A 20573-nucleotide genomic window follows, 5' to 3' on the forward strand; every position below is an offset into this window, starting at 1 on the left:
GGGCCCTGATTCCCTTGTCGGGTACGGCATGCCGTACCCGACAAGAGGTTCGAAAAATGTCGGTGCTCGGCATTATTATTTGGGTATGACTACCGTCATGAAGCCCTCCACCCGCCCGTTGACGACCGCCGAGATCGCCGCCCTCGCCCTGTCCCTGGCGCACATGGGTTCGGGCCCGCAGGCCATCACCGCCCGGCGCGGCCTGCGCCACGCGTTCGAGCACATGGAGCTCGACGACGAGGTCATCGCCACCACGCTGGAGACCCTGACCTCACCGATGCCCCCGGCGACCGCCGACCGGGCAAGGACCATCGCCAACGCCATCACCTCGCGTCTCGTGATCCGCCTCCACTACCAAGACGTGACCGGCCGGATCACCGTCCGCGACGTCGACCCGGTGACGTGCATGGTCCACCGCGAATACTGGTATCTCGTGGGCATGTGCCGCATGCGCCACGCGATCCGGGCCTTCCGGTTCGACCGGATCGTCGCCACCGAGCCCACCTTCATGCCCGCCCGCCCGCACATGGTGGACAATTTCCTTCCCTTCCAGGGCAAGCGCGCGGCATAACCGGATTCTGATCTGTCATCCGGCGTGATCCTGAAAGCCGGATGACAGACTCCGGTATCGCTCCCGGCGGTCGCCGCGGCCCCAACGCGGGCAGGCGGACAGACCGCTCGGGCGTGATCATGCGGGCAGGGCCGCTCATACGCAGGCATGATCACTTGAACGCTGTCATGCGGACGGAATCGTGCGGGCGCGCCCATCCGAGCCCAGCCTGCCGACGAGACCTCGCGGGTCCGCTCACTCGAATGAACGCGGTCAGGTGGAGAAATCGTGCGGGCGCGCCCATTCGAATGCGATCTGCGGACGGGACCTCGCCGGTCCGCTCACTCGAATGAACGCGGTCAGGTGGAGAAATCGTGCGGGCGCGCCCATTCGAATGCGATCTGCGGACGGGACCTCGCCGGTCCGCTCACCCTGAAAACCGTCATGCGGGCACGCTCACTCGAACACGGTCGATGGGGACGGGAGCGTGCGTGGAACGCGGTCTAGCCGCAGCACCCGCCGCCGCAGCATCCGCCACCGCCGCCGCCACTCGCCGGGGCGCTCGATCCACCCGCCCCTCCGGTCACGGCGACCGTGGACAGGAGCTTGACGGTGTCATCGTGGCCGTCCGGGCAGACCGCCGGGTCACCGGATCGGGCCATCGGACGGGAGATCTCGAAGGTGGACCCGCAGGCACGGCAACGGAAGTCATAACGCGGCATGGCACACAGGTTACCCAGATTCCTCAGCGAAAGGTGATGGAGGCGTAGTCGGCCACCGGACGGTAGCCGATCGCCTGGTAGACCGAGTTGGACGTGAGGTTGGCCAGGTCGGTGAAGAGCAGCACCTCGTCGGCGCCCTCGGCCCGCGCCTTGGCGGTCACGGCGTGGGAGACCGCCGCGCCGTACCCCTTCCTGCGATGCTCCGGAGGCGTGTAGACCGGGCCGACCCTGGACATGCCCCCGATCGGCGAAGAGACCCCGGCGAACGCGACGGGCCGCCCGCCCGCCTCCCACAGGACCAGCTCCCGCCGGCCGGTCCGGCTGGCCACCAGCGGGGTCAGGTCGGCGGGGGCGGGGGCGGCACCGGCCGCCTCGCCCTGGAACTCCCCGGCCCATTTCACCAGGAGCTCGAGGTCGTCCTCGGTGGCCGTGCGAGCGGCTCCGCCGGAGGGGAAGGGCGGCGGGACGAGCGCGTCGAGCCGGTAGAGACGTTCGAAGCGGCGCTCGGCCACGGGCCGCCACCAGGCGGCGGCGAACGCCTCGGCCAGCGGGAGCGGCCCGGAGACGCCGGGGATCGTCCTCTCCGCCTCGATCAGCTGGGTGGCGAGGTCCCGCACGGTGTCGACGGGGATGGCGGGGAGCAGCAGGAAGCGAGGCGGCGTCTGGCAGGCCGCCGCGACGGTCTCACCGTCGCGCTCCAGCCAGGCCAGCAGCAGGTCGTCACCCCAGAGGCCGATGCGCATCCCCCGCAGGATCGTGAGCGGGACGGTGTTGCGGACGGGATCCTGGAGCAGCCACGGCTCCGCCGCCCCGGCGTACACCTCGACCTTGGAAGTGAAGGTCCATGTCATGCACCGATTGTGCCGACAGCTGCCCGCCGGGGCGAGCGGATATTCACGCCGCCGTCAGGCCGCGTTCTCCGCGAGGTAGGGCGCCCACAGGGGGTCGCCGACGATGTGCGCGCCGATCAACCGCCAGTGGACGCCGCGTGGCACCACCGGGGCGACGCTCAACGTCCACCCCAGTTCCTCCAGCATTCGGTCGGCCTTGCGATGGTTGCACGACGTGCACGAGGCAACGCAGTTCTCCCACGTGTGGGGTCCGCCCCGCGAGCGGGGAATCACGTGGTCGATGGTCTCGGCCCGCTGGCCGCAGTAGGCGCACCGGTAGTCGTCCCGGCGCATCAACGCGGTTCGGGTCAGCGGGATCCGCGACCGGTAAGGAATACGGACGTATCTGCGAAGCCTGATCACCGATGGGACGTCGAGCGTGCGACTCGCCGAACGGAACACGGCGCCCCGCCCGTCACGATGGACGACGTCCGCCTTCTCCCTCAGCACGAGCACGACGGCACGGTGCAGGGAAAGGGTGGTGAGGGGTTCGTAGGTGGCGTTCAAGAGCAGGACCTGGCGCATCAGCGGGCCTCTCCCGCCGTACAACGCGTCAATTGAGGGGGCACGCCACTGCGTGCCCCGGCTGGCGGCCCCTCCTGGGGCCCGGGTGCTTCCGTCACGAGGACCTCCGCCGGACGGCCCAGCGGATGCTCACCACGGCACCGTCCTTCACCAAGTTTGGCTTCTACATCAGCGTTCCCGCCACCCATAAATGACTGGAGGGACCCCTGATACGTTTTATGCCCGCATTACCAGTTCTTAACTCCTCCCGCTACGGATAGGATACGTCGCTCGCGCGATGGCCCCGCACGGTAGCCCGGAGGTCGTAGGGTTCCTGCCATGACGCTACAGCCATACCCTCCAGCCAGCCGCGATGACCTCGTCGAGGAGCTGCACGGCACCCCGGTCTCCGACCCCTATCGATGGCTGGAGGACCCCGACGACCCGGCCACGAAGGACTGGCTGACGGCGCAGGAAAAACTGTTGTCCGCGGAGATGGGAGCCCTTCCGGGCCGCGACGGCTTCAAGTCACGGATCACCGAGCTTCTGAGGTCGGGCTCGATCGGCGCACCGGTGTGGCGCGGGGAGCGGCAGTTCTTCATGCGGCGCACCCCGGAGCAGGAGCACGCCGTTCTCTACACCGTCGACCCCGACGGCACCGAGCGGGCGCTGCTGGATCCGATGACGCTCGACCCGACCGGTCTCACGACGCTCGACGCGTGGCAGCCCGACAAGGAGGGCCGTCTGCTCGCCTACCAGGTCTCGGTGGGCGGCGACGAGGAGTCCAGCCTCTACCTGATGGACATCGCGTTCGGCGACCGGATCGAGGGGCCGATCGACAGGTGCCGCTACTCCCCCGTGGCGTGGCTTCCCGGCGGTGAGTCCTTCTACTACGTGCGCAGGCTGCCCTCCACGGAGGTGCCCGACGGCGAGGAGCAGTTCCATCGCCGGGTCTACCTGCACAGGGTCGGCACCTCCACCGAGGAAGACGTCCTGATCTTCGGCGACGGCCTGGAGAAGACCAACTACTACGGCGTCGGGGTCTCCCGCGACGGCCGCTGGCTGCAGATCTCCGCCTCCCGGGGTACGGCGCCGCGCAACGACCTGTGGCTGGCCGACCTCTCCGCCTCCGCCGCCTCCTCTCCCGACCTGGTCGTCGTCCAGGAAGGGGTGGACGCCCAGAGCGGGCTGCAGTTCGGCCGCGACGGCCGGCTCTACGTCTTCACCGACCGCGACGCCCCGCGCGCCCGGATCTGCGTGACCGACCCCTCCACCCCCCAGTTCGAGAACTGGCGTGACCTGATCCCGCAGGACCCCGAGGCCGTGCTGTCCGACTTCGCGATCCTCGACGACCTGGACCGGCCGGTCATGCTCATCGGCTGGACCCGCCACGCGATCAGTGAGATCTCCATCCACGACCTGGTCACCGGCGAGCGCCTCGGAGAGGTGCCGACGCCGGGAGTGGGCACGATCGGCGGCATCAGCGAGCGTCCCGAGGGCGGCCACGAGGCCTGGTTCGGCTACACCGACAACACGACCCCGCCGAGCATCCAGCGCTACGACGCCCGCACCGGCGAGACCGCCCTCTGGGCCGCCTCCCCCGGCGCCGTCGAGGTTCCCGCCGTCAACACCGAGCGGATGACCTACCGCTCGGCCGACGGCAGCGAGATCCACATGCTGGTGATCTCCAAGCCCGGCGTCGAGGGCCCCCGCCCCACCGTCCTGTACGGCTACGGCGGCTTCGGCCTCTCGATGACCCCCGGCTACTCGGCGTCGATCCTGAGCTGGGTCGAGCAGGGCGGCGCCTACGCCATCGCCCAGTTGCGCGGCGGCGGCGAGGAGGGCGAGGAGTGGCACCGGGCCGGGATGCTCGCCAACAAGCAGAACGTCTTCGACGACCTGCACGCGGCGGCCGAGCACCTGATCGCCACCGGCGTCACCACGGCCTCCCAGCTGGCCATCTCCGGCGGCTCCAACGGCGGTCTCCTGGTCGGCGCGGCCCTGACCCAGCGCCCCGAGCTGTACGCGGCGGTGGTCTGCTCGGCCCCGCTGCTCGACATGATCCGCTACGAGCTGTTCGGGCTCGGCGCGACCTGGAACGTCGAGTACGGCACCGTGGAGAAGCCCGACGAGTTCGCCTGGCTGCACGCCTACTCCCCGTACCACAACGTCCGGGAGGGCGTGTCCTACCCCGCGACGCTGTTCACCGTCTTCCAGTCCGACACCCGGGTCCACCCGCTGCACGCCTGGAAGATGTGCGCCGCCCTGCAGTACGCCCAGGCGTCCGACAGGCCGATCCTGCTCCGCAACGAGGTCGAGGCCGGCCACGGCGCCCGCGCGGTGAGCAAGACCATCGAGCTCGCCGCCGACCAGCTCACCTTCCTCGCCTACCACACCGGTCTGACCCAGTAGGGGAAGCGCGCCCCGGGATCGCCGTCTCCGATCCCGGGGCATCCGGTCCGAGGCCCGGCAGGAGCGCCGACGCCGTCCCGGTTCCCGGAAACGCTCTCGCGGAGTGGGTTGAGAGCGCCCGGGCGGCCACCCGGGCGTCCTCGGCGCCGGGATCGTGAAAACCGTCGGGGGCGGTGGTTGTGGTCGACGGGTGGAGAACGCCACGACGTTGGAGGGGCTGACCTTCTCCGAGGATGTGACCGAGGGTGGCTCTGAAGCCGAAGGCTGGAATCCGAGCAGGTGATCTCCCACTCGGGCCGCGGCAGCCTCAGAGCTCCGATGGATGCCCCCGGCCTCAGCGGACCAGGCGTACCGGCCCTGCGGGGACATCGCCCACCCGGCGGCCCACCCCTGACGGCATCCGCCCGTTGCGCGGTGGACCCGGGGCCGGAGGTCCGGGAGGGGGGTCAGATGCCCATGCGGGCGGCGATGCCGTCGAGGATGTAGTCCAGCCCGGTCTCGAACTGCCACTGCGGGTCGTCCTTGTGGGTGCCTTCGAGGAGGTAGCGCTGGAAGGTGGGATAACGGCCGGTGCCCATGAGCCAGATCATCTGCGGCGCCAGTCCCGTCTTCAGCTCGTCGTCGCTGGACCATCCGCGGCCCTCCATCAGCTGGTGCAGGGTGATCTCGGCGTTGGTGGCGCCGTGCACGTAGGAGTCGATGGTGCGGACGATGGCCATCATCGTGTCGGCGTTCAGGCCCAGGCTGTCGAGTGCGGTCAGTGATCGCTCCGCCACGGCCATCCGGTTGGGGGTCAGGGCGAAGGCCGCCTGGGGTGAGAGCTGGGCGAGCCAGGGGTGTTTCAGCATCAGCGCGCGGGTGCGGAGGGCGAGGGCCCGTATGGTCTCTCGCCAGCCGTCGGCCTGGGAGTGCTCCAGCTCGCCGTGGACCAGGTCGACCATCAGCTCCATGACGTCGTCCTTGCCGGACACGTAGCGGTAGGCCGCCATGGGGGCGACGCCCAGCTCGGCGGCCAGGCGCCGCATGGTGATGGCGTCGAGGCCCTCCGTGTCGGCGATCTCGACCGCCACCGAGGCGATTCGGTGGGGGGTCAGGGCGGCGCGGGGTGCGGGCGCGGGGCGCTCGAGACGCTCCCACAGGGAGGCCTGCGCCTGGCCCTCATCTTCCACCTGCGGAGGAGGAGCGGCCGAGGACTTTTTCTGACTGGCCACGGATGCGGTCTCCTTATCGTCACATTGCGTACAGCGTATCAGGAATAGACAACGTACACAGTCATGTATACGTTGTACTCGCTAAGATACGGCGTACACATTGAGGAGATTTCCCATGGACGACATGTTCGGTTTGCGGGTCGCGGTCATCGTCGGCAGCACCCGGGACGGGCGCTTCGGCCCGGTCGTGGCGAACTGGCTGCTCACTCACCTCGCGCAACGCGAGGACATGACGTTCGACCTCGTCGACCTGGCCGAGACCCCGCTGCCCACCGTGTTCCCGGCCTTCGGGCAGCCCGCGGCGCCCGGCACCGCCGAGCTGCTGGCCACCGTCTCGCCGAGGCTGGCGGCGGCCGACGCGTTTGTCATCGTCACCCCCGAGTACAACCACAGCTTCCCGGCCTCGCTGAAGAACGCCATCGACTGGCACAACAAGGAGTGGCATGCCAAGCCGGTCGGTTTCGTCTCCTACGGCGGCCTGTCCGGTGGGCTCCGCGCGGTCGAGCAGCTCCGTGTCGTCCTGGCCGAGCTGCACGCCGTCACCATCCGCGACACCGTCAGCTTCCACGGCGCGTGGACGCAGTTCGACGCGGACGCCAATGCCAAGGACCCGGCCGCAGGCGCCGCGGCGAAGACCATGCTCGATCAGCTGGCCTGGTGGGCGCACGCCCTGCGTGACGCCAAGGCCCTTCGCCCCTATGCCGCCTGATGCCGTCCTACCCGCCGGAGCCGGAGGAGGCAACGATGGATCACGAAGGTCACAGCGAAAGTCGCGGTGAAGGTCACCCCGGAGAGAAGGAACCGGAGCGCCCGAGGTCGCTCTACTTCGGCGTGTTCGGCCTGATGCTCGGCATGTTCCTGGCCATGCTCGACGGGCTGATCGTCGGCACCGCGCTGCCCACGATCGTGGGTGACCTCGGCGGGCTGAACCACCTGTCCTGGGTGGTGACGGCCTACCTGCTGGCCGCCGCCGCGACCACCCCGATCTGGGGAAAGCTCGGCGACCTCTACGGCCGCAAGGGCACCTTCATGTCCGCGATCGTGCTCTTCCTGGTCGGCTCGGTGCTTGCCGGGCTGTCGCAGGACATGGGCCAGCTCATCGCGTTCCGTGCCGTGCAGGGACTCGGGGCGGGAGGACTGATGGTCGGCGCGCTCTCGATCATCGGTGTGCTGGTGCCGCCGAGAGAGAGCGGCCGTCTGCAGTCGATGATCGGCGCGATGCTGCCGGTCGCCTTCATCGGCGGGCCCCTGGTCGGCGGCTTCCTCACCGACCAGCTGAACTGGCGCTGGACCTTCTACGTGAACGTGCCCGTCGGGATCGTCGCACTGCTGATCATCGGTACGGGGATCCGGCTGCGGACCGAGCGGATCAGGGCCCGCATCGACTATGCCGGCGCGCTGCTGCTGACCGTCGGCATCCTGACCCTGACGCTGCTGGCCAGTTGGGGCGGCAACACCTACGCCTGGTCCTCGCCGCAGATCCTCGCCCTGGGCGCCGCCGGCGTCCTGGCACTGGCCGGGTTCGTGTACGTCGAACGGCGCGCCATCGAACCGGTCATCCCGCCCCGGCTGTTCCACAACCGCAACTTCACCCTCGCCCAGATCCTCAGCTTCCTCGTCGGCGCCGTCATGCTCAGCGTGACGAACTACCTTCCGCAGTACATGCAGTTCGTCCAGGGGGCCTCCCCGACGGCCAGCGGCCTGCTGCTGCTTCCCCTGATGTTCGGCATGCTCGGTGCGCAGCTGACGGTCGGCCACCTCATCAGCCGCAACGGCCGCTACCGCGTCTACCCGATCCTCGGCGGAGCCGTGATGGCGGTGGGCGCCCTCGTCCTGCTCCTGCTCGACGTGAGCACCGGCACGGCCGTCGCGTCCGCCCTCACCCTGGTCACCGGGCTTGGTATGGGCCTGCTGATGCAGAGCACCATGCTCATCACGATGAACAGCGCCGACGTCCGCGACATGGGCGCCGCGAGCGGAACGGTCACCCTGGTGCGCACCATCGGCGGCTCACTGGGCATCGCGCTCCTGGGCGCCGTCTACGCGAGCCGCATGGAGGCGAGCCTGGCCGGGAGGCTCGGCTCCGAGGCCGCGCACCGGATGGCCGCCGGCGGTGGCCGGCTGACGCCCGCCCTGCTGCGGGACATGCCCGCCTCCGTCCGCGACGCCTTCCGGGCGGCCGTCTCCAGCGGCCTGCACGGCATCCTCATCGGCGCCGCCGTCCTGTCGGTGGTCGCCTTCGCCGCGACCTGGCTCATCCGGGAGATCCCACTACGCACCGGGGCCGCGCAGGCCGACCCCGCCGAACCCGCGGAGCAGGCCGGGCACGCGGAAGACACGGAAGGGAGTTCCCGTCCCACGCTGGCCCCCGCCGGTACGGCCGACTGATCGCGAGCAGTGATACCTCGTTACCTCGTTATCCGCCCCGCCACTCGCCGGCCCGGATCGGGCCACACGCGTCAGAGCAGGCCGAGCGCGTCGCGTGCCGCCGCCACGGCGGCCTGGCCCAGGCTGATGCCGCCGTCGTTGGGGGGAACCGTACGGTGGGTCAGGACCCGGAAGTCCCGCAGTCGAAGCGCCCTGACGAGCCCGTCCAGCAGCAGCAGGTTCTGGAAGACCCCGCCTGACAGGGCGACGGTGCCTATGCCGGTGCTCTCGCGCAGCCGTACGCACGCCTCGGCGGTGACGGCGGCGAGCCCGTTGTGGAAGCGGGCGGAGACGAGCTCCGGGCCGGCCCCGCCGCGCATGTCCTCGACGACCGCCCGGACGAGGTCCGCGGCCTGGATCGTCACGAGCGGCCCGTCGTCGAGGAGCCGGGCGGGATAGGCGCCCCTCTCCGCCGGATCGGCCCGCTGTTCGAGCGCGATCGCGGCCTGCCCCTCGTAACCGGCGGTGTCGCGGAGTCCGGTGATCGCCGCGACCGCGTCGAACAGCCGGCCGGCGCTGGAGGTGAGGGGAGAGTTCACCCCGGACCTGGCCACGGCCACCACGTCGTCCCAGTGGCGGTGGTTGCGGGACCTGACCGGGAGGCCGTCGGGGGGCGCGCCGTCGTAGGCCGCGTCCAGGTGCGCGGCGGCCATCCGCCAGGGTTGCCTGATCGCCGCCGTGCCGCCGGGCAGCGGCACCGGCGACAGGCGCCCGGCACGGGTGAAGCCCGTGAGATCGGCCACGAGGAGCTCGCCGCCCCAGATGGTGCCGTCGGTGCCGTAGCCGAGGCCGTCGAAGGCCACTCCGATGACGGGCCCGGTCTCCTGGTTGTCGGCGAGGCAGGAGGCGATGTGCGCGTGGTGGTGCTGGACCCCCGCCAGGTCCACCCCGCCCGTGTCCTGGGCGTCGTGGGCGTACTTGGTGGAGAGGTATTCGGGGTGGAGGTCGTGCGCGACCAGTTGCGGCGTGACGTCGAACAGTCGCCGGAAATGGTCGACGCCGTCGGCGAAGGAGCGCAGCGTCTCGTAGTTCTCGAGATCGCCGATGTGGTGGGAGAGGAAGGCCTGGTCCTCCCTGACGAGGCAGAAGGTGCTCTTCAGCTCCGCACCGCACGCGAGTACGGCCCGCCGTACGGGCTGGGAGAGCCTCAGCGGCTGGGGTGCGTATCCCCGCGATCTCCGCAGCGGAAGCCCTCTCCCCCCTACCGGGAGGATCACCGAGTCGTCGGTGCGGACGTGGATCGGGCGGTCGTGCGTGAGGAAGCCGTCCGCGATGCCCGCCAGGCGGCTGCACGCGTCGCCGTCCCGGTAGGCGATGGGCTCGTCGGAGAGGTTGCCGCTGGTGAGGACGTACGGCCCGGCGAACCGCTGGGCGAGCAGGTGGTGCACGGGTGTGTAGGGCAGCAGGAGCCCGAGGCGGCGGTCGCCCGGTGCCACGGACGCAGCCATCGCGGCGCCGGGCCGCCGGGGCAGCAGCACGATCGGGCGCCGGGGGCCGGTGAGCAGCCGTTCGGCGTCGCCGTCCAGCTCGCACAGCGCTCGCGCGGTGTCGAGGTCGCCGACCATGACGGCGAACGGCCTGTCCTCGCGATGCTTGCGCGCGCGGAGGGTCCGCGCGGCCTCCTCGTTCGCGGCGTCGACCGCCAGGTGATATCCGCCGAGGCCCTTGACGGCCAGGATGCCGCCCGAGCGCAGAAGCCCTGCCGCCGACGTGATCGGATCCTCGGCCGGTGATCCGTCCTCGGCCCGGCTCCGGGCGTCGAGCATCCGCAGCGTCGGCCCGCAGGCCGGGCAGCAGATCGGCTGGGCGTGGAATCTGCGGTCCCGCGGATCGAGGTATTCACGCTCGCACTCCCCGCACATGGCGAACGCGGCCATCGTCGTGGCCGGCCGGTCATAGGGGACGTCCCGGATGATGGTGAATCTCGGCCCGCAGTTGGTGCAGGTGATGAAGGCGTGGCGATATCGGCGGTCGGCCGGGTCGAACAACTCGGTCAGGCAGTCAGCACATGTCGCGACATCGGGCGATATCAGAGTGGCCCTTCCGGCTCCCTCCCGGCTGTCCGCGATGTGGAACCCGTGGTCCCCGCGCGCCGGTATCACTGTGGCGGTGACCCGGTGGATCGCCGCCAGCGGGGGCGCCTGATCCCGCAGATCCTCCTGGAAGCGCGCGACGTCATCCGGCGCGCCCTCGGCCTCGATGAACACCCCCCGGCCGTCGTTGCCCACCCATCCGGACAGCGCCAGCCGCAGGGCCAGGGAGTGGACGTGCGGACGGAATCCCACCCCCTGAACGATGCCCTCGACACTGACCCTGATCCGAATCCGCGTCGGGACCTGAGCCTGAGCCCGCGTCCGCCCGATGCTCACGCCGCCGCCCTGATCCGGGGCCGTCCGATGCTCACGCCGCCATCCCGATCCGGATCCGGGTCCGGGGCCGCGTCCATTCGATGCTCACGCCGCCGTCAGGATCCGGGTCCGTGGCCGCGTCCGTCCGATGCTCACGCCGCCATCCTGTCCGTGCCCGGCGCGCCGTCACCGGGAGGCACGCACGGTCTGGACGAGAAGGTGATGTCCATGATCAGAGCTTTACCGCTGATTGTGAAGTCAAGGGTGTCACGCCTGAAACAACTCACCGTAATCTGACGACTACCGTAAATAACGGAGCGTCAGCATGTCTGCCATATCGACCATGAAACCAGCGGTCAGCGAAGCCTTCGCTCGCCGGGACCGCGCCGGCCGCGCCCTCGCGGACGACGCGGAGCGCATCGCGCGAGCGTGCCAGGAGATGGCCATCCTGTTCCGTCTCGGCGGAAAGCTGATCGTCTTCGGCAACGGCGGCGGAGGCACGGACGCGGCCCACATCGCGGTCGAGTTCATGCACCCGGTCATCGTGGGCAAGCGAGCGCTGCCCGCGGTGGCGTTGAGCAACGACGCCGCGACGGTCAGCGGGGTGGGCAACGACGAGGGGCTCGCCGAGGTCTTCGCCCATCAGGTGCGCCACTGGGCGGACACCTCCGACATGGCGCTGGGGATCTCCCGCGACGGCCGGTGCGCGAACGTCCTGCGGGGCCTGGAGACCGCCAAGGACCGAGGCCTGTTCACCCTCGCCCTGGTCGGCGGAGACGGGGGCGCCCTCGCGAGCAGCCCGGCGGTCGACCACGTCCTGGTCGCCGGCTCGGACGACCCCGCCGTGGTCAAGGAGATCCACGTGACCATCTATCACCTTCTGTGGGAGCTGGTCCACGTGTTCTTCGACCAGGCCGGCCCGCTCTCCGGCGAGACGCCCGGATGACCGGGCCCGCGGACTGTTCCGCCGATGTGTGCATCACCTGCTCCGACGAGGCCGTGCCGATGACGGTGATCCGGCTGATGGACCCGGACCTGGCGATCGCCCGTGCGGACGGTTTTCCCGAGGAGATCAGCGTGGCGCTGGTCGACTCGTCGGTGGGTGACACCGTCCTGGTGCACGCCAAGGAGGCCATCGCCGTGATCGCGCGGGGAAGCGGTGATGAGCGTGCTTGAGGAGTCGCCGCCCGACGGGATAGGGGGGCTCTACCCCTTCCTCTACGCGGGCCGGGCCGATATGGACTCGGCGCTGGCGGAGGCCAACAGGTCCACCGCGGAGAAGGCGGCCGAGATCGTACGGCTGCGCCGGCGGATGGCCGAGGAGTCGGGGGCCGAGCTCGCCGAGTGCGCCGAGGAGATGGCTCTCCGGTTCACCTCGGGCGGGAGGCTGTTCACGTTCGGCAACGGCGGCAGCAGCACCGACGCCCAGGAGGTGGCCACCGCCTTCCTGCACCCCTCCCACGGCCGGCCCCTGCCCGCTCTCTCCCTGACCAGCGACGTCGCCGTGGTCACCGCGCTCTCCAACGACGTGGGGTTCGAGGTCGTCTTCGCGCGGCAGCTCGCGGCCCTGGCTCGGCCCGGAGACATCGCCCTCGGCCTGTCGACGAGCGGTGGCTCCCGCAACGTCGTCCAGGCGTTCGAGGAGGCGGCGCACCGGGGCATGCTCACCGTCGGCCTGGCCGGCGACCAGGGCGGCAGGCTGGCCGAGCTCGACCTTCTCGACTACCTGTTCGTCGTCCCCTCCTCGTCCGTGCACCGGATCCAGGAGGCGCAGACGACGGTCTACCACGTGCTCTGGGAGCTCACCCAGCACGCGCTCGACTCGATATCCGTCCCACGGGGCCACCGCTCTGGGTGAAGGGAAGCGCCATGATCCGTACGGCACAGACCCCCCACACCGATCACGTCCCATCGACATCGACGAGGAGTGGGGAGGCGGCATGACGGCGACGACGCGGTCGGCGAGCGGCGGACCACAGGGGCAGGAAGAGCCGGTCATCCATATTTTGTGGATCAATGCCGGGCTGAGTTGTGACGGGGACTCCGTCGCGTTGACCGCGGCGATGCAGCCGAGCATCGAGGACATCGTGCTGGGCACGCTTCCGGGACTGCCCAAGGTGGCGGTGCACTGGCCGCTGATCGACTTCGAGTCCGGGCCGATGCAGGGCGCGGACGTGTTCATCGAGTGGTTCTTCAAGGCCGCCCGCGGGGAGCTGGACCCGTTCGTGCTGGTGGTGGAGGGCTCGATCCCAAACGAGTCGATCAAGCAGGAGGGCTACTGGTGCGGGTTCGGGAACAACCCGGAGACCGGGCAGCCGATGACCACCAGTGAGTGGCTGGACCGGCTGGCGCCCAAGGCGACCGCCGTACTGGCGGTCGGCACCTGCGCCACCTATGGCGGGATCCACGCGATGGCGGGCAATCCGACCGGGGCGATGGGAGTGGCGGACTACCTGGGCTGGGACTGGCGCTCCACGGCGGGGCTGCCGATCGTCAACGTGCCCGGGTGCCCGATCCAGCCGGACAACCTGTCGGAGACGATCCTGTACCTGCTGTACCAGCTCGCCGGGCAGGCTCCGATGATTCCGCTGGACGAGGCGTTGCGCCCGACGTGGCTGTTCGGCCAGACCGTGCACGAGGGCTGCGACCGGGCCGGCTACTACGAGCAGGGGCAGTTCGCCACCGAGTACGGCTCTCCCAAGTGCCTGGTGAAGATCGGCTGCTGGGGGCCGGTGGTCAAGTGCAACGTGCCCAAGCGCGGGTGGATGAACGGAATCGGCGGCTGCCCGAACGTGGGCGGGATCTGCATCGCGTGCACGATGCCCGGCTTCCCGGACAAGTTCATGCCGTTCATGGACGAGCCGCCCGGAGCGCGGCTGTCGGTGACGGTCAGCGGCGCCTACGGAAGCGTGATCCGTACGTTGCGCGGCATCACCCTCCACACCGTGGACAAGGAGCCGAAGTGGCGTGCCAAGGGACGCGAACTCCTCACCGGATACACCGCACCGTGGCGCTGAGCCGCGGCCTCGAAGGGAAGTTGATGTGAAGACCTCACCGAAGCCGCAGCGGGGCGGGCCGGGCGAGCAGCCGAGCGAACTGGTGGAGATGGCCTGGGACCCGATCACCCGGATCGTGGGCAGCCTCGGCATCTACGCAAAGATCGACTTCAAGAACCGGCGGGTGGCCGAGTGTTACAGCACCTCGTCGATCTTCCGCGGCTACAGCATCTTCATGAAGGGCAAGGATCCGCGCGACGCCCACTTCATCACCAGCCGGATCTGCGGGATCTGCGGTGACAACCACGCCACGTGCTCGGTCTACGCCCAGAACATGGCCTACGGTGTCCGGCCTCCGGCCCTCGCCGAGTGGATCCTGAACCTCGGCGAGGCGGCCGAGTACATGTTCGACCACAACATCTACCAGGAGAACCTGGTCGGGGTCGACTACTGCGAGAAGATGGTCCGCGAGACCAACCCCGGCGTGCTGACGCTGGCCGAGCGCACCGAGGCGCCGCACGCGGCCGACCACGGCTACAAGACCATCGCCGACATCATGCGCTCGCTGAACCCGCTGGAGGGCGAGTTCTACCGCGAGGCGCTGCAGGTCTCCCGGCTGACCCGGGAGATGTTCTGCCTGATGGAGGGCAGGCACGTGCATCCCTCCACCCTGTATCCGGGTGGGGTGGGCACGGTCGCGACGGTGCAGCTGTTCACCGACTACCTGACCCGGCTGATGCGCTACGTGGAGTTCATGAAACGGGTCGTGCCGATGCACGACGACCTGTTCGACTTCTTCTACGAGGCCCTTCCCGGCTATGAGGAGGTCGGCCGGCGCCGGGTGCTGCTGGGCTGCTGGGGCAGCTTCCAGGATCCCGAGCACTGCGACTTCACCTACCGGAACATGAGCTCCTGGGGTCGCGAGATGTTCGTCACCCCCGGAGTGATCGTCGACGGCCGGCTCGTCACCAGCGACCTGGTCGACATCAACCTCGGCATCCGGATCCTGCTGGGCAGCTCCTACTACGACGACTGGCAGAGCCAGGAGCCGTTCGTCACCCACGACCCCCTGGGCAACCCGGTCGACATGCGCCATCCGTGGAACCAGCACACCATCCCGCACCCGCAGAAACGCGACTTCACCGACAAGTACAGCTGGGTCATGTCCCCGCGCTGGTTCGACGGCAAGGACATGCTCGCGCTGGACACCGGCGGCGGGCCGATCGCCCGGCTGTGGTCCACCGCGCTGTCGGGGAAGGTCGACATCGGCTACGTCAGGGCCACCGGCCACAGCGTGGAGATCAACCTGCCGAAGAGCGCCACCCTGCCGGAGAAGTCCTTCGAGTGGAAGATCCCCCAGCACAACGGCCAGCCGCTGTCCAACGCGCTGGAGCGCAACCGGGCCCGCACCTACTTCCAGGCCTACGCGGCGGCGTGCGCGCTGTACTTCGTCGAGCAGGGACTGGCCGAGGTGCGGGCGGGACGCACCCAGACCTGGTCGCCGTTCACCGTGCCGGACGAGGCGATCAGCTGCGGGTTCACCGAGGCGGTCCGCGGCGTGCTGTCGCACCACATGGTGATCAAAAACGGCAAGATCGCCAACTACCACCCGTACCCGCCCACACCGTGGAACGCCAGCGTCCGCGACGTCAACGGGGTGCCGGGGCCGTACGAGGACGCGGTGCAGAACACCCCGATCTTCGAGGAGAACCCGCCGGAGACCTTCAAGGGCATCGACATCATGCGCACCGTGCGCAGCTTCGACCCGTGCCTGCCCTGCGGGGTCCACATGTATCTCGGTGACGGCCAGGAACTCCGCAAGCTGCACAGCCCGCATGCCTTCAACGCCACGTGATCGATCGGCCGCCGGGGAGCCGTCCGCTCCCCTCCGGCCGGGAAAGGGGGCCGGGCAGATGCCGCCAGCCCATGATGTTCAAGCCACCGGGAGTCGCGTCGAGGCGCTGATCTCCGAACTCGGCACGCTGACCGACCCCGCGACGCGCGCCAAGGCCGAGGAGCTCGTCCGGGTGCTCGTCGAGCTGTACGGCGCGGGCCTCGAACGCGTCGTGGAGATCGTCACCGAGGCCGGGGACGCGGAGGTGTTCCGCCGCCTCGTCGGCGACCACCTCGTGTCGGGCCTGCTCGTGCTGCACGATCTGCATCCGCTGAGCACGGCTGAGCGCGTCCGTGAGGCGCTCGACACGGTGCGGCCCCTCCTCGGGTTGCACGAGGGCGGGGTGGAGCTGCTCGACGTGGACGAGTCCGGGGTCGTACGGCTGCGCCTGCGGGGCACCTGCCACGGCTGCTCCTCCTCGCAGGCCACCGTCACGGACGCCATCGAACGCGCCGTCGCCGCCGCCGCGCCGGAGGTGTCCCGGGTGGACGTCGAGGGAGTGGTCGACGACCGGGCGCCGCTGCTGCAGATCCAGCACCGCCCGCCCGGCTCGTGCCCGGTGCCGGAGGCGGTCTCATGACGGCCACCGGGCTGCGCCGCTTCCTGGAGCCGCAGAAGCCTGACGTGGCGCGGTGCGAGATGTGCGCCGAGCCGACCGGCACCGAGCACGGCCACGTGGTGAACGTCGAGAGCCGGGCGCTCCTGTGCACGTGCCGGAGCTGCTACCTGCTGTTCACCCATGAGGCGGGGGCTCAGAGGCGTTACCGCTCGGTGCCGGAGCGCCACCTCTACGACCCGGCGTTCCGGCTGACCCAGGCGACCTGGGACGAGCTCCAGATTCCGGTCCGCACGGCGTTCTTCTTCCGCAACTCCACGCTCGACCAGACGGTGGCCCTCTACCCGAGCCCCGCCGGAGCCACCGAGTCCCTTCTTCCGCTGGACACCTGGGAACGCGTCCTGGCGGACAACCCGGCGATGGCCGATGCCCGGCCGGACGTCGAGGCGCTCCTGGTGGACCGCCGCCCCGAGGGCGGTTTCGCCTGTCACCTGGTGCCGATCGACGCCTGCTACGAGCTCGTCGGCCTGGTGCGGCTGCACTGGAAGGGCTTCGACGGCGGCCAGGAGGCCTGGAAGGCCATCGAGGACTTCTTCACCGGGTTGCGCCGGCGCAGCGACCTCGTGCCGTCCGGAGGCGACGACCGTGGATGAGATCGGATTCACCTGCGTGGGCGTGCGGGCGGAGGCCTACGCGGCCTTCCCGACGCTGGTCTTCCGGCTGCGCATCACCGAACCCTCTCCCGAGGGGGTGCACGCCATCGGGCTGCGGTGCCAGATCCGGATCGAACCGCACCTCAGACGGTACGACCCCGACGAGGTGGAGCTGCTCGGCGACCTGTTCGGAGATCCCTCTAGGTGGGGCGACACGCTGAAGCCCCTGCAGTTCGCCAACCTGTCGATCATGGTCCCGGCCTTCACCGGAACCACCGAGGTCGACGTGCCGGTGCCCTGCAGCTACGACCTGGAGGTGGCCGCGGGCAAATACTTCGCCGCGCTGGACGACGGCGAGATCCCGCTGCTCCTGCTCTTCAGCGGCACCGTGTTCTCCAGGGCGGAGCGCGGCTTCTCCGTGGGGCAGGTGCCGTGGCACTGCGAGACCAGGCACCGGTTGCCCGCTGCTGTCTGGCGGGAGCTGATGGACCGCTACTTCCCCGATTCGGGGTGGCTGCGGCTGCGCCGCGACACGCTGCGGGACCTGCACCGGTTCAAGTACGAACGCGCCCTGGCGACCTGGGACGAGGCACTGGAACTACTGCTCAAGGAGACCCGGGGATGACCGTGCCGATGGAGATCGCCAGGAAGGTGGCCGACGCGGTGCTCTACGAGGGCTACCTGCTCTACCCCTACCGGGCCTCGGCGGCCAAGAACCGGGTCCGCTGGCAGTTCGGGGTGCTCGTGCCGCCGGGGTTCACCGCCACCTCCGAGCCCTCGGCGAGCCTGACCGAGTGTCTCCTGGAGGGAGCCGGGGAGGCCGTGGCGCACCTGCGGCTGCGCTTCCTCCACGTCAACGCGCGGAGCGTCGAGCGCGCCGAGGGCGACGGCTGGCAGCCGGTCCACGAGCTGAGGAGCGGAGAGGCGACCTACCTCACCTTCGACGAGGCGACCGAGCGCGAGGTGGAGGCCACGCTCCCCGTCCTCGACCTGCTCGACGCCGAGCAGACGATCGAGGTGCGCATCCCGGGAGAGCACTCGACCTCATCGATCGTGGCGCCGTCCGGCGAGGTGGAGGGGCGCGTCATCTCCGAACACCTGCCGGTGCACGCCGTGCTCAGGGTGGGCGCCGAGCCGGTGGCGGGGCCGTACGGCCTGATCAAGCTGCGGGTCCGGGTGGAGAACACCGACCCCTGGGATCCGCTGGACGCGCCGCGCGAGCAGGCACTGCGGCGTTCGCTGATCTCGGCGCACCTGCTCATCGGCGTGAACGGCGGGGCCTTCGTCTCCCTGCTCGATCCGCCGGAGTGGGCCCGGCCGTCCGTGGAGACCTGCCGCAACGAGAACACCTGGCCCGTCCTCGTCGGCGAGCCCGGACACCGCGACGTGGTGCTGTCGTCGCCGATCATCCTGTACGACCATCCGGACATCGCGCCGGAGAGTCCGGGCGACCTGTTCGACTCGACGGAGATGGACGAGATGCTCCATCTGCGCACGCTCACCCTCACCGACGAGGAGAGGCGGGAGGCCCGTGCGACGGATCCCCGGGCGTCCGAACTGATCGACATGGTCGGCGACCTGCCGTCCGAGATGGTGGAGCGGCTCCACGGCGTGATCCGCTATCTGGGCGCGCCCGCGCAGGAGGTCCGCACGCCCTGGTGGGACCCGGGGGCCGATTCCACGGTGTCGCCGGACACCGACAGTGTGGTCGTTTCAGGGGTCGCGGTCGCGAAGGGCAGCCGGGTCCGGCTCGCTCCCGGCAAACGGCGCGCCGACGCCCACGACATGTTCCTGGCGGGCAGAACCGCCCAGGTGGAGGCGGTGCTCCTCGACCTCGACGGAGCCCTGCACCTGGCCGTCACCCTGGAGGAGGACCCGGGGGCCGACCTGCACCGGTCCCACGGGCGCTTCCTCTATTTCGCCCCGGACGAGGTCGAGCCGCTGGGCACCGAGGAGGTCATGACATGAAAATCCTGGTGGCGGGGGTCGGAAACGTCTTCCTGAGCGACGACGGCTTCGGCGTCGCGGTGGTCAAGCGCCTGGCGGACGCCGAGCTTCCCGACGGCGTCACGGTCGCCGACTTCGGCATTCGCGGCATCCACCTCGCCTACGAGCTCACCGGCGGCGCGTACGACTCCGTGATCCTCGTCGACGCCGTGTCGCGCCACAGCCCGCCCGGCACGCTGTACGTGCTCAAACCGCTGACGAGTGGCTGCGCCGCGTCCTTCGTCGACGCCCACGACATGACGCCCGAGATGGTGCTGGCGCTGGCGGGCACGCTCGGCGGCGAGACCGGCCGGGTCCTGCTCGTCGGGTGCGAACCCGCCGACATCTCCCCCGGCATGGAGCTGAGCGCGCCGGTGGCGGAAGCCGTCGACGCGGCGGCGGAGCTGGTCCTCGAACTGATCGACCAGCAGATCGCGACGGCGCTCGCCCCGGCGAGCCACGAGGAGGAACCCGCATGGTGAAACGTCTGATGGCGACGGCGGCGCTGGTGGGGCTGGCGGTGCTGGTCTACCAGTCGATTCCCGACATCAAGCGCTATCTGAAGATCAGAAAGATGTGACGGACGGCGCACGGATCCTCCTCGCGGGGTCGCGGCGCGGCCCGGTGAGATCGGCCGAGCGCGAGCGGCTCGGCCGCGTCGGCTCGGCTCGGCTCGGCTCGGCTCGGCGAGATCGAATCGGCGAAGGCGGCTCAGTCAAGCCGGCTCGATGAAAGCAGCTCGGTGAAATCGGCTCAGCGACTCCGCTCAGCCACGTCAGCAAAATGAGGTGAAGTCAGTCGTGCACGAGTTCGGGATCGCCGAGGCGATTCTCACCGCGGTGGAGAAACGGGCGGACGGCCGGCGGGTACAGCGAGCGCGGGTGCAGGCAGGCGCCCTGCTCCGCATCACGGAACCCGCGATAAACCACGCGTTCGCCATGGTCGCCGAGGGGTCGCTGGCCGAGGGCGCGCAGGTCGAACTGGTCGTGGTCCCGGTCAGCCTGACCTGCCGGTCCTGCGAGCAGACGGCCACGTCCGTCGACCCCTTCGCCGTCTGCCCCGGATGCGGCGGCACCGATATCGACAGCGAGGGCGGCGACGATCTCGTCCTCGAATCCATCCAGATGGCGGAGGCCACTCATGTGCCTGGGAATTCCCGGCGAGATCGTGGAAATCCTGTCCGACCGTCCTGATCTGGCCATGGTCGATGTCTGCGGGGTGAAGCGGGCGATCAACATCGGCCTGCTGGAGGGCGAATCCGTCCTGCCCGGCGACTGGATCCTCATCCACGTCGGGTTCGCGCTGTCGAAGATCGACGAGGTGGAGGCCAAGGCGGCGCTCGACTTCCTGGAGAGCATCGGGCAGGCGTACGAGGACGAGATAGAGGCCCTCCGTGAATCCATGATCGAGGAGGGGTGAGATCC

General features: G+C 69.8%; 21 protein-coding genes. 16 read left to right on the forward strand and 5 right to left on the reverse strand.

Annotated features, from left to right (window positions below; genetic code table 11):
* Positions 1-85: 85 nt before the first annotated feature.
* Positions 86-571: a YafY family protein gene (locus tag DKM19_RS35630; RefSeq protein WP_089209717.1), complete on the forward strand. Its 486-nt coding sequence runs from the start codon at positions 86-88 to the stop codon at positions 569-571.
* A 482-nt stretch (positions 572-1053) separates the two neighbouring features.
* On the opposite strand, the gene DKM19_RS35635 is transcribed toward DKM19_RS35630, so the two are convergent.
* Genes DKM19_RS35635 through DKM19_RS35645 form a run of 3 tightly spaced genes read right to left on the reverse strand, consistent with a single transcriptional unit; the run spans position 1054 to position 2687 of the window.
* A complete protein-coding gene (locus tag DKM19_RS35635; RefSeq protein WP_110701884.1) occupies positions 1054-1272 on the reverse strand; it encodes a zinc ribbon domain-containing protein in 219 nt (72 codons plus the stop codon).
* A 23-nt stretch (positions 1273-1295) separates the two neighbouring features.
* A complete protein-coding gene (locus tag DKM19_RS35640; protein WP_110701886.1) occupies positions 1296-2123 on the reverse strand; it encodes a GNAT family N-acetyltransferase in 828 nt (275 codons plus the stop codon).
* A gap of 54 nt (positions 2124-2177) precedes the next feature.
* A complete protein-coding gene (locus DKM19_RS35645; RefSeq protein ID WP_110701888.1) occupies positions 2178-2687 on the reverse strand; it encodes an HNH endonuclease in 510 nt (169 codons plus the stop codon).
* Positions 2688-3005: 318 nt separating this feature from the next.
* On the opposite strand from DKM19_RS35645, the gene DKM19_RS35650 reads away from it, so the two are divergent.
* A complete protein-coding gene (locus DKM19_RS35650; RefSeq protein WP_110701890.1) occupies positions 3006-5078 on the forward strand; it encodes a prolyl oligopeptidase family protein in 2073 nt (690 codons plus the stop codon).
* A gap of 446 nt (positions 5079-5524) precedes the next feature.
* Here DKM19_RS35650 and DKM19_RS35655 read toward each other — a convergent pair whose 3' ends face one another.
* Complete coding sequence (locus DKM19_RS35655) at positions 5525-6289, reverse strand: TetR/AcrR family transcriptional regulator (RefSeq protein ID WP_239513756.1); 765 nt, start codon at positions 6287-6289, stop codon at positions 5525-5527.
* A 115-nt stretch (positions 6290-6404) separates the two neighbouring features.
* Between DKM19_RS35655 and DKM19_RS35660 the strand changes: the two genes are divergently transcribed.
* Positions 6405-6998 (forward strand): NADPH-dependent FMN reductase, encoded by a 594-nt coding sequence (locus DKM19_RS35660; protein WP_110701891.1) that lies wholly within the window; start codon positions 6405-6407, stop codon positions 6996-6998.
* A 35-nt stretch (positions 6999-7033) separates the two neighbouring features.
* Positions 7034-8677: an MDR family MFS transporter gene (locus DKM19_RS35665; RefSeq protein ID WP_204358386.1), complete on the forward strand. Its 1644-nt coding sequence runs from the start codon at positions 7034-7036 to the stop codon at positions 8675-8677.
* Between the two features lie 71 nt (positions 8678-8748).
* On the opposite strand, the gene hypF is transcribed toward DKM19_RS35665, so the two are convergent.
* The gene (gene hypF, locus DKM19_RS35670; RefSeq protein ID WP_239513757.1) at positions 8749-11085 is read right to left on the reverse strand and encodes a carbamoyltransferase HypF; all 2337 of its coding nucleotides are present in this window, start codon (positions 11083-11085) and stop codon (positions 8749-8751) included.
* Between the two features lie 304 nt (positions 11086-11389).
* Here hypF and DKM19_RS35675 point away from each other — a divergent pair, with 304 nt between their 5' ends.
* The 12 genes from DKM19_RS35675 to DKM19_RS35730 all read left to right on the forward strand — a co-directional run bounded on the left by DKM19_RS35675 (position 11390) and on the right by DKM19_RS35730 (position 20568).
* A complete protein-coding gene (locus tag DKM19_RS35675) occupies positions 11390-12010 on the forward strand; it encodes an SIS domain-containing protein (protein WP_110701893.1) in 621 nt (206 codons plus the stop codon).
* The gene (locus DKM19_RS35680; protein WP_110701895.1) at positions 12007-12240 is read left to right on the forward strand and encodes a HypC/HybG/HupF family hydrogenase formation chaperone; all 234 of its coding nucleotides are present in this window, start codon (positions 12007-12009) and stop codon (positions 12238-12240) included. The genes DKM19_RS35675 and DKM19_RS35680 overlap by 4 nt, the downstream gene beginning before the upstream one ends.
* Entirely contained in the window at positions 12227-12922 is a 696-nt protein-coding gene (locus DKM19_RS35685; protein ID WP_110701897.1) for an SIS domain-containing protein, read from the forward strand. The genes DKM19_RS35680 and DKM19_RS35685 overlap by 14 nt, the downstream gene beginning before the upstream one ends.
* A gap of 82 nt (positions 12923-13004) precedes the next feature.
* A complete protein-coding gene (locus DKM19_RS35690; RefSeq protein WP_110701899.1) occupies positions 13005-14081 on the forward strand; it encodes a hydrogenase expression protein HypE in 1077 nt (358 codons plus the stop codon).
* Positions 14082-14106: 25 nt separating this feature from the next.
* A complete protein-coding gene (locus DKM19_RS35695) occupies positions 14107-15915 on the forward strand; it encodes a nickel-dependent hydrogenase large subunit (RefSeq protein WP_204358387.1) in 1809 nt (602 codons plus the stop codon).
* A 58-nt stretch (positions 15916-15973) separates the two neighbouring features.
* On the forward strand, positions 15974-16534 hold the full coding sequence (locus tag DKM19_RS35700; protein WP_110701901.1) for a NifU family protein: 561 nt from the start codon (positions 15974-15976) through the stop codon (positions 16532-16534).
* A complete protein-coding gene (locus tag DKM19_RS35705) occupies positions 16531-17163 on the forward strand; it encodes a DUF5947 family protein (RefSeq protein ID WP_110701903.1) in 633 nt (210 codons plus the stop codon). Before DKM19_RS35700 ends, DKM19_RS35705 begins: the two co-directional genes overlap by 4 nt.
* A complete protein-coding gene (locus DKM19_RS35710; protein ID WP_110701905.1) occupies positions 17156-17788 on the forward strand; it encodes a DUF6084 family protein in 633 nt (210 codons plus the stop codon). The genes DKM19_RS35705 and DKM19_RS35710 overlap by 8 nt, the downstream gene beginning before the upstream one ends.
* Positions 17785-19131, forward strand: coding sequence for a hypothetical protein (locus tag DKM19_RS35715; protein ID WP_110701907.1), 1347 nt, complete (start codon positions 17785-17787; stop codon positions 19129-19131). Before DKM19_RS35710 ends, DKM19_RS35715 begins: the two co-directional genes overlap by 4 nt.
* Positions 19128-19631, forward strand: coding sequence for a hydrogenase maturation protease (locus tag DKM19_RS35720; protein WP_110701909.1), 504 nt, complete (start codon positions 19128-19130; stop codon positions 19629-19631). Before DKM19_RS35715 ends, DKM19_RS35720 begins: the two co-directional genes overlap by 4 nt.
* 306 nt (positions 19632-19937) lie before the next feature.
* Positions 19938-20342 (forward strand): hydrogenase maturation nickel metallochaperone HypA, encoded by a 405-nt coding sequence (locus DKM19_RS35725; protein ID WP_239513758.1) that lies wholly within the window; start codon positions 19938-19940, stop codon positions 20340-20342.
* Positions 20317-20568, forward strand: a complete 252-nt coding sequence (locus DKM19_RS35730; protein ID WP_369986716.1) for a HypC/HybG/HupF family hydrogenase formation chaperone — start codon at positions 20317-20319, stop codon at positions 20566-20568. Before DKM19_RS35725 ends, DKM19_RS35730 begins: the two co-directional genes overlap by 26 nt.
* Positions 20569-20573 lie beyond the last annotated feature (5 nt).

It is taken from the genome of Streptosporangium sp. 'caverna' (genome assembly GCF_003203775.1).
GTDB lineage: Bacteria > Actinomycetota > Actinomycetes > Streptosporangiales > Streptosporangiaceae > Streptosporangium > Streptosporangium subroseum.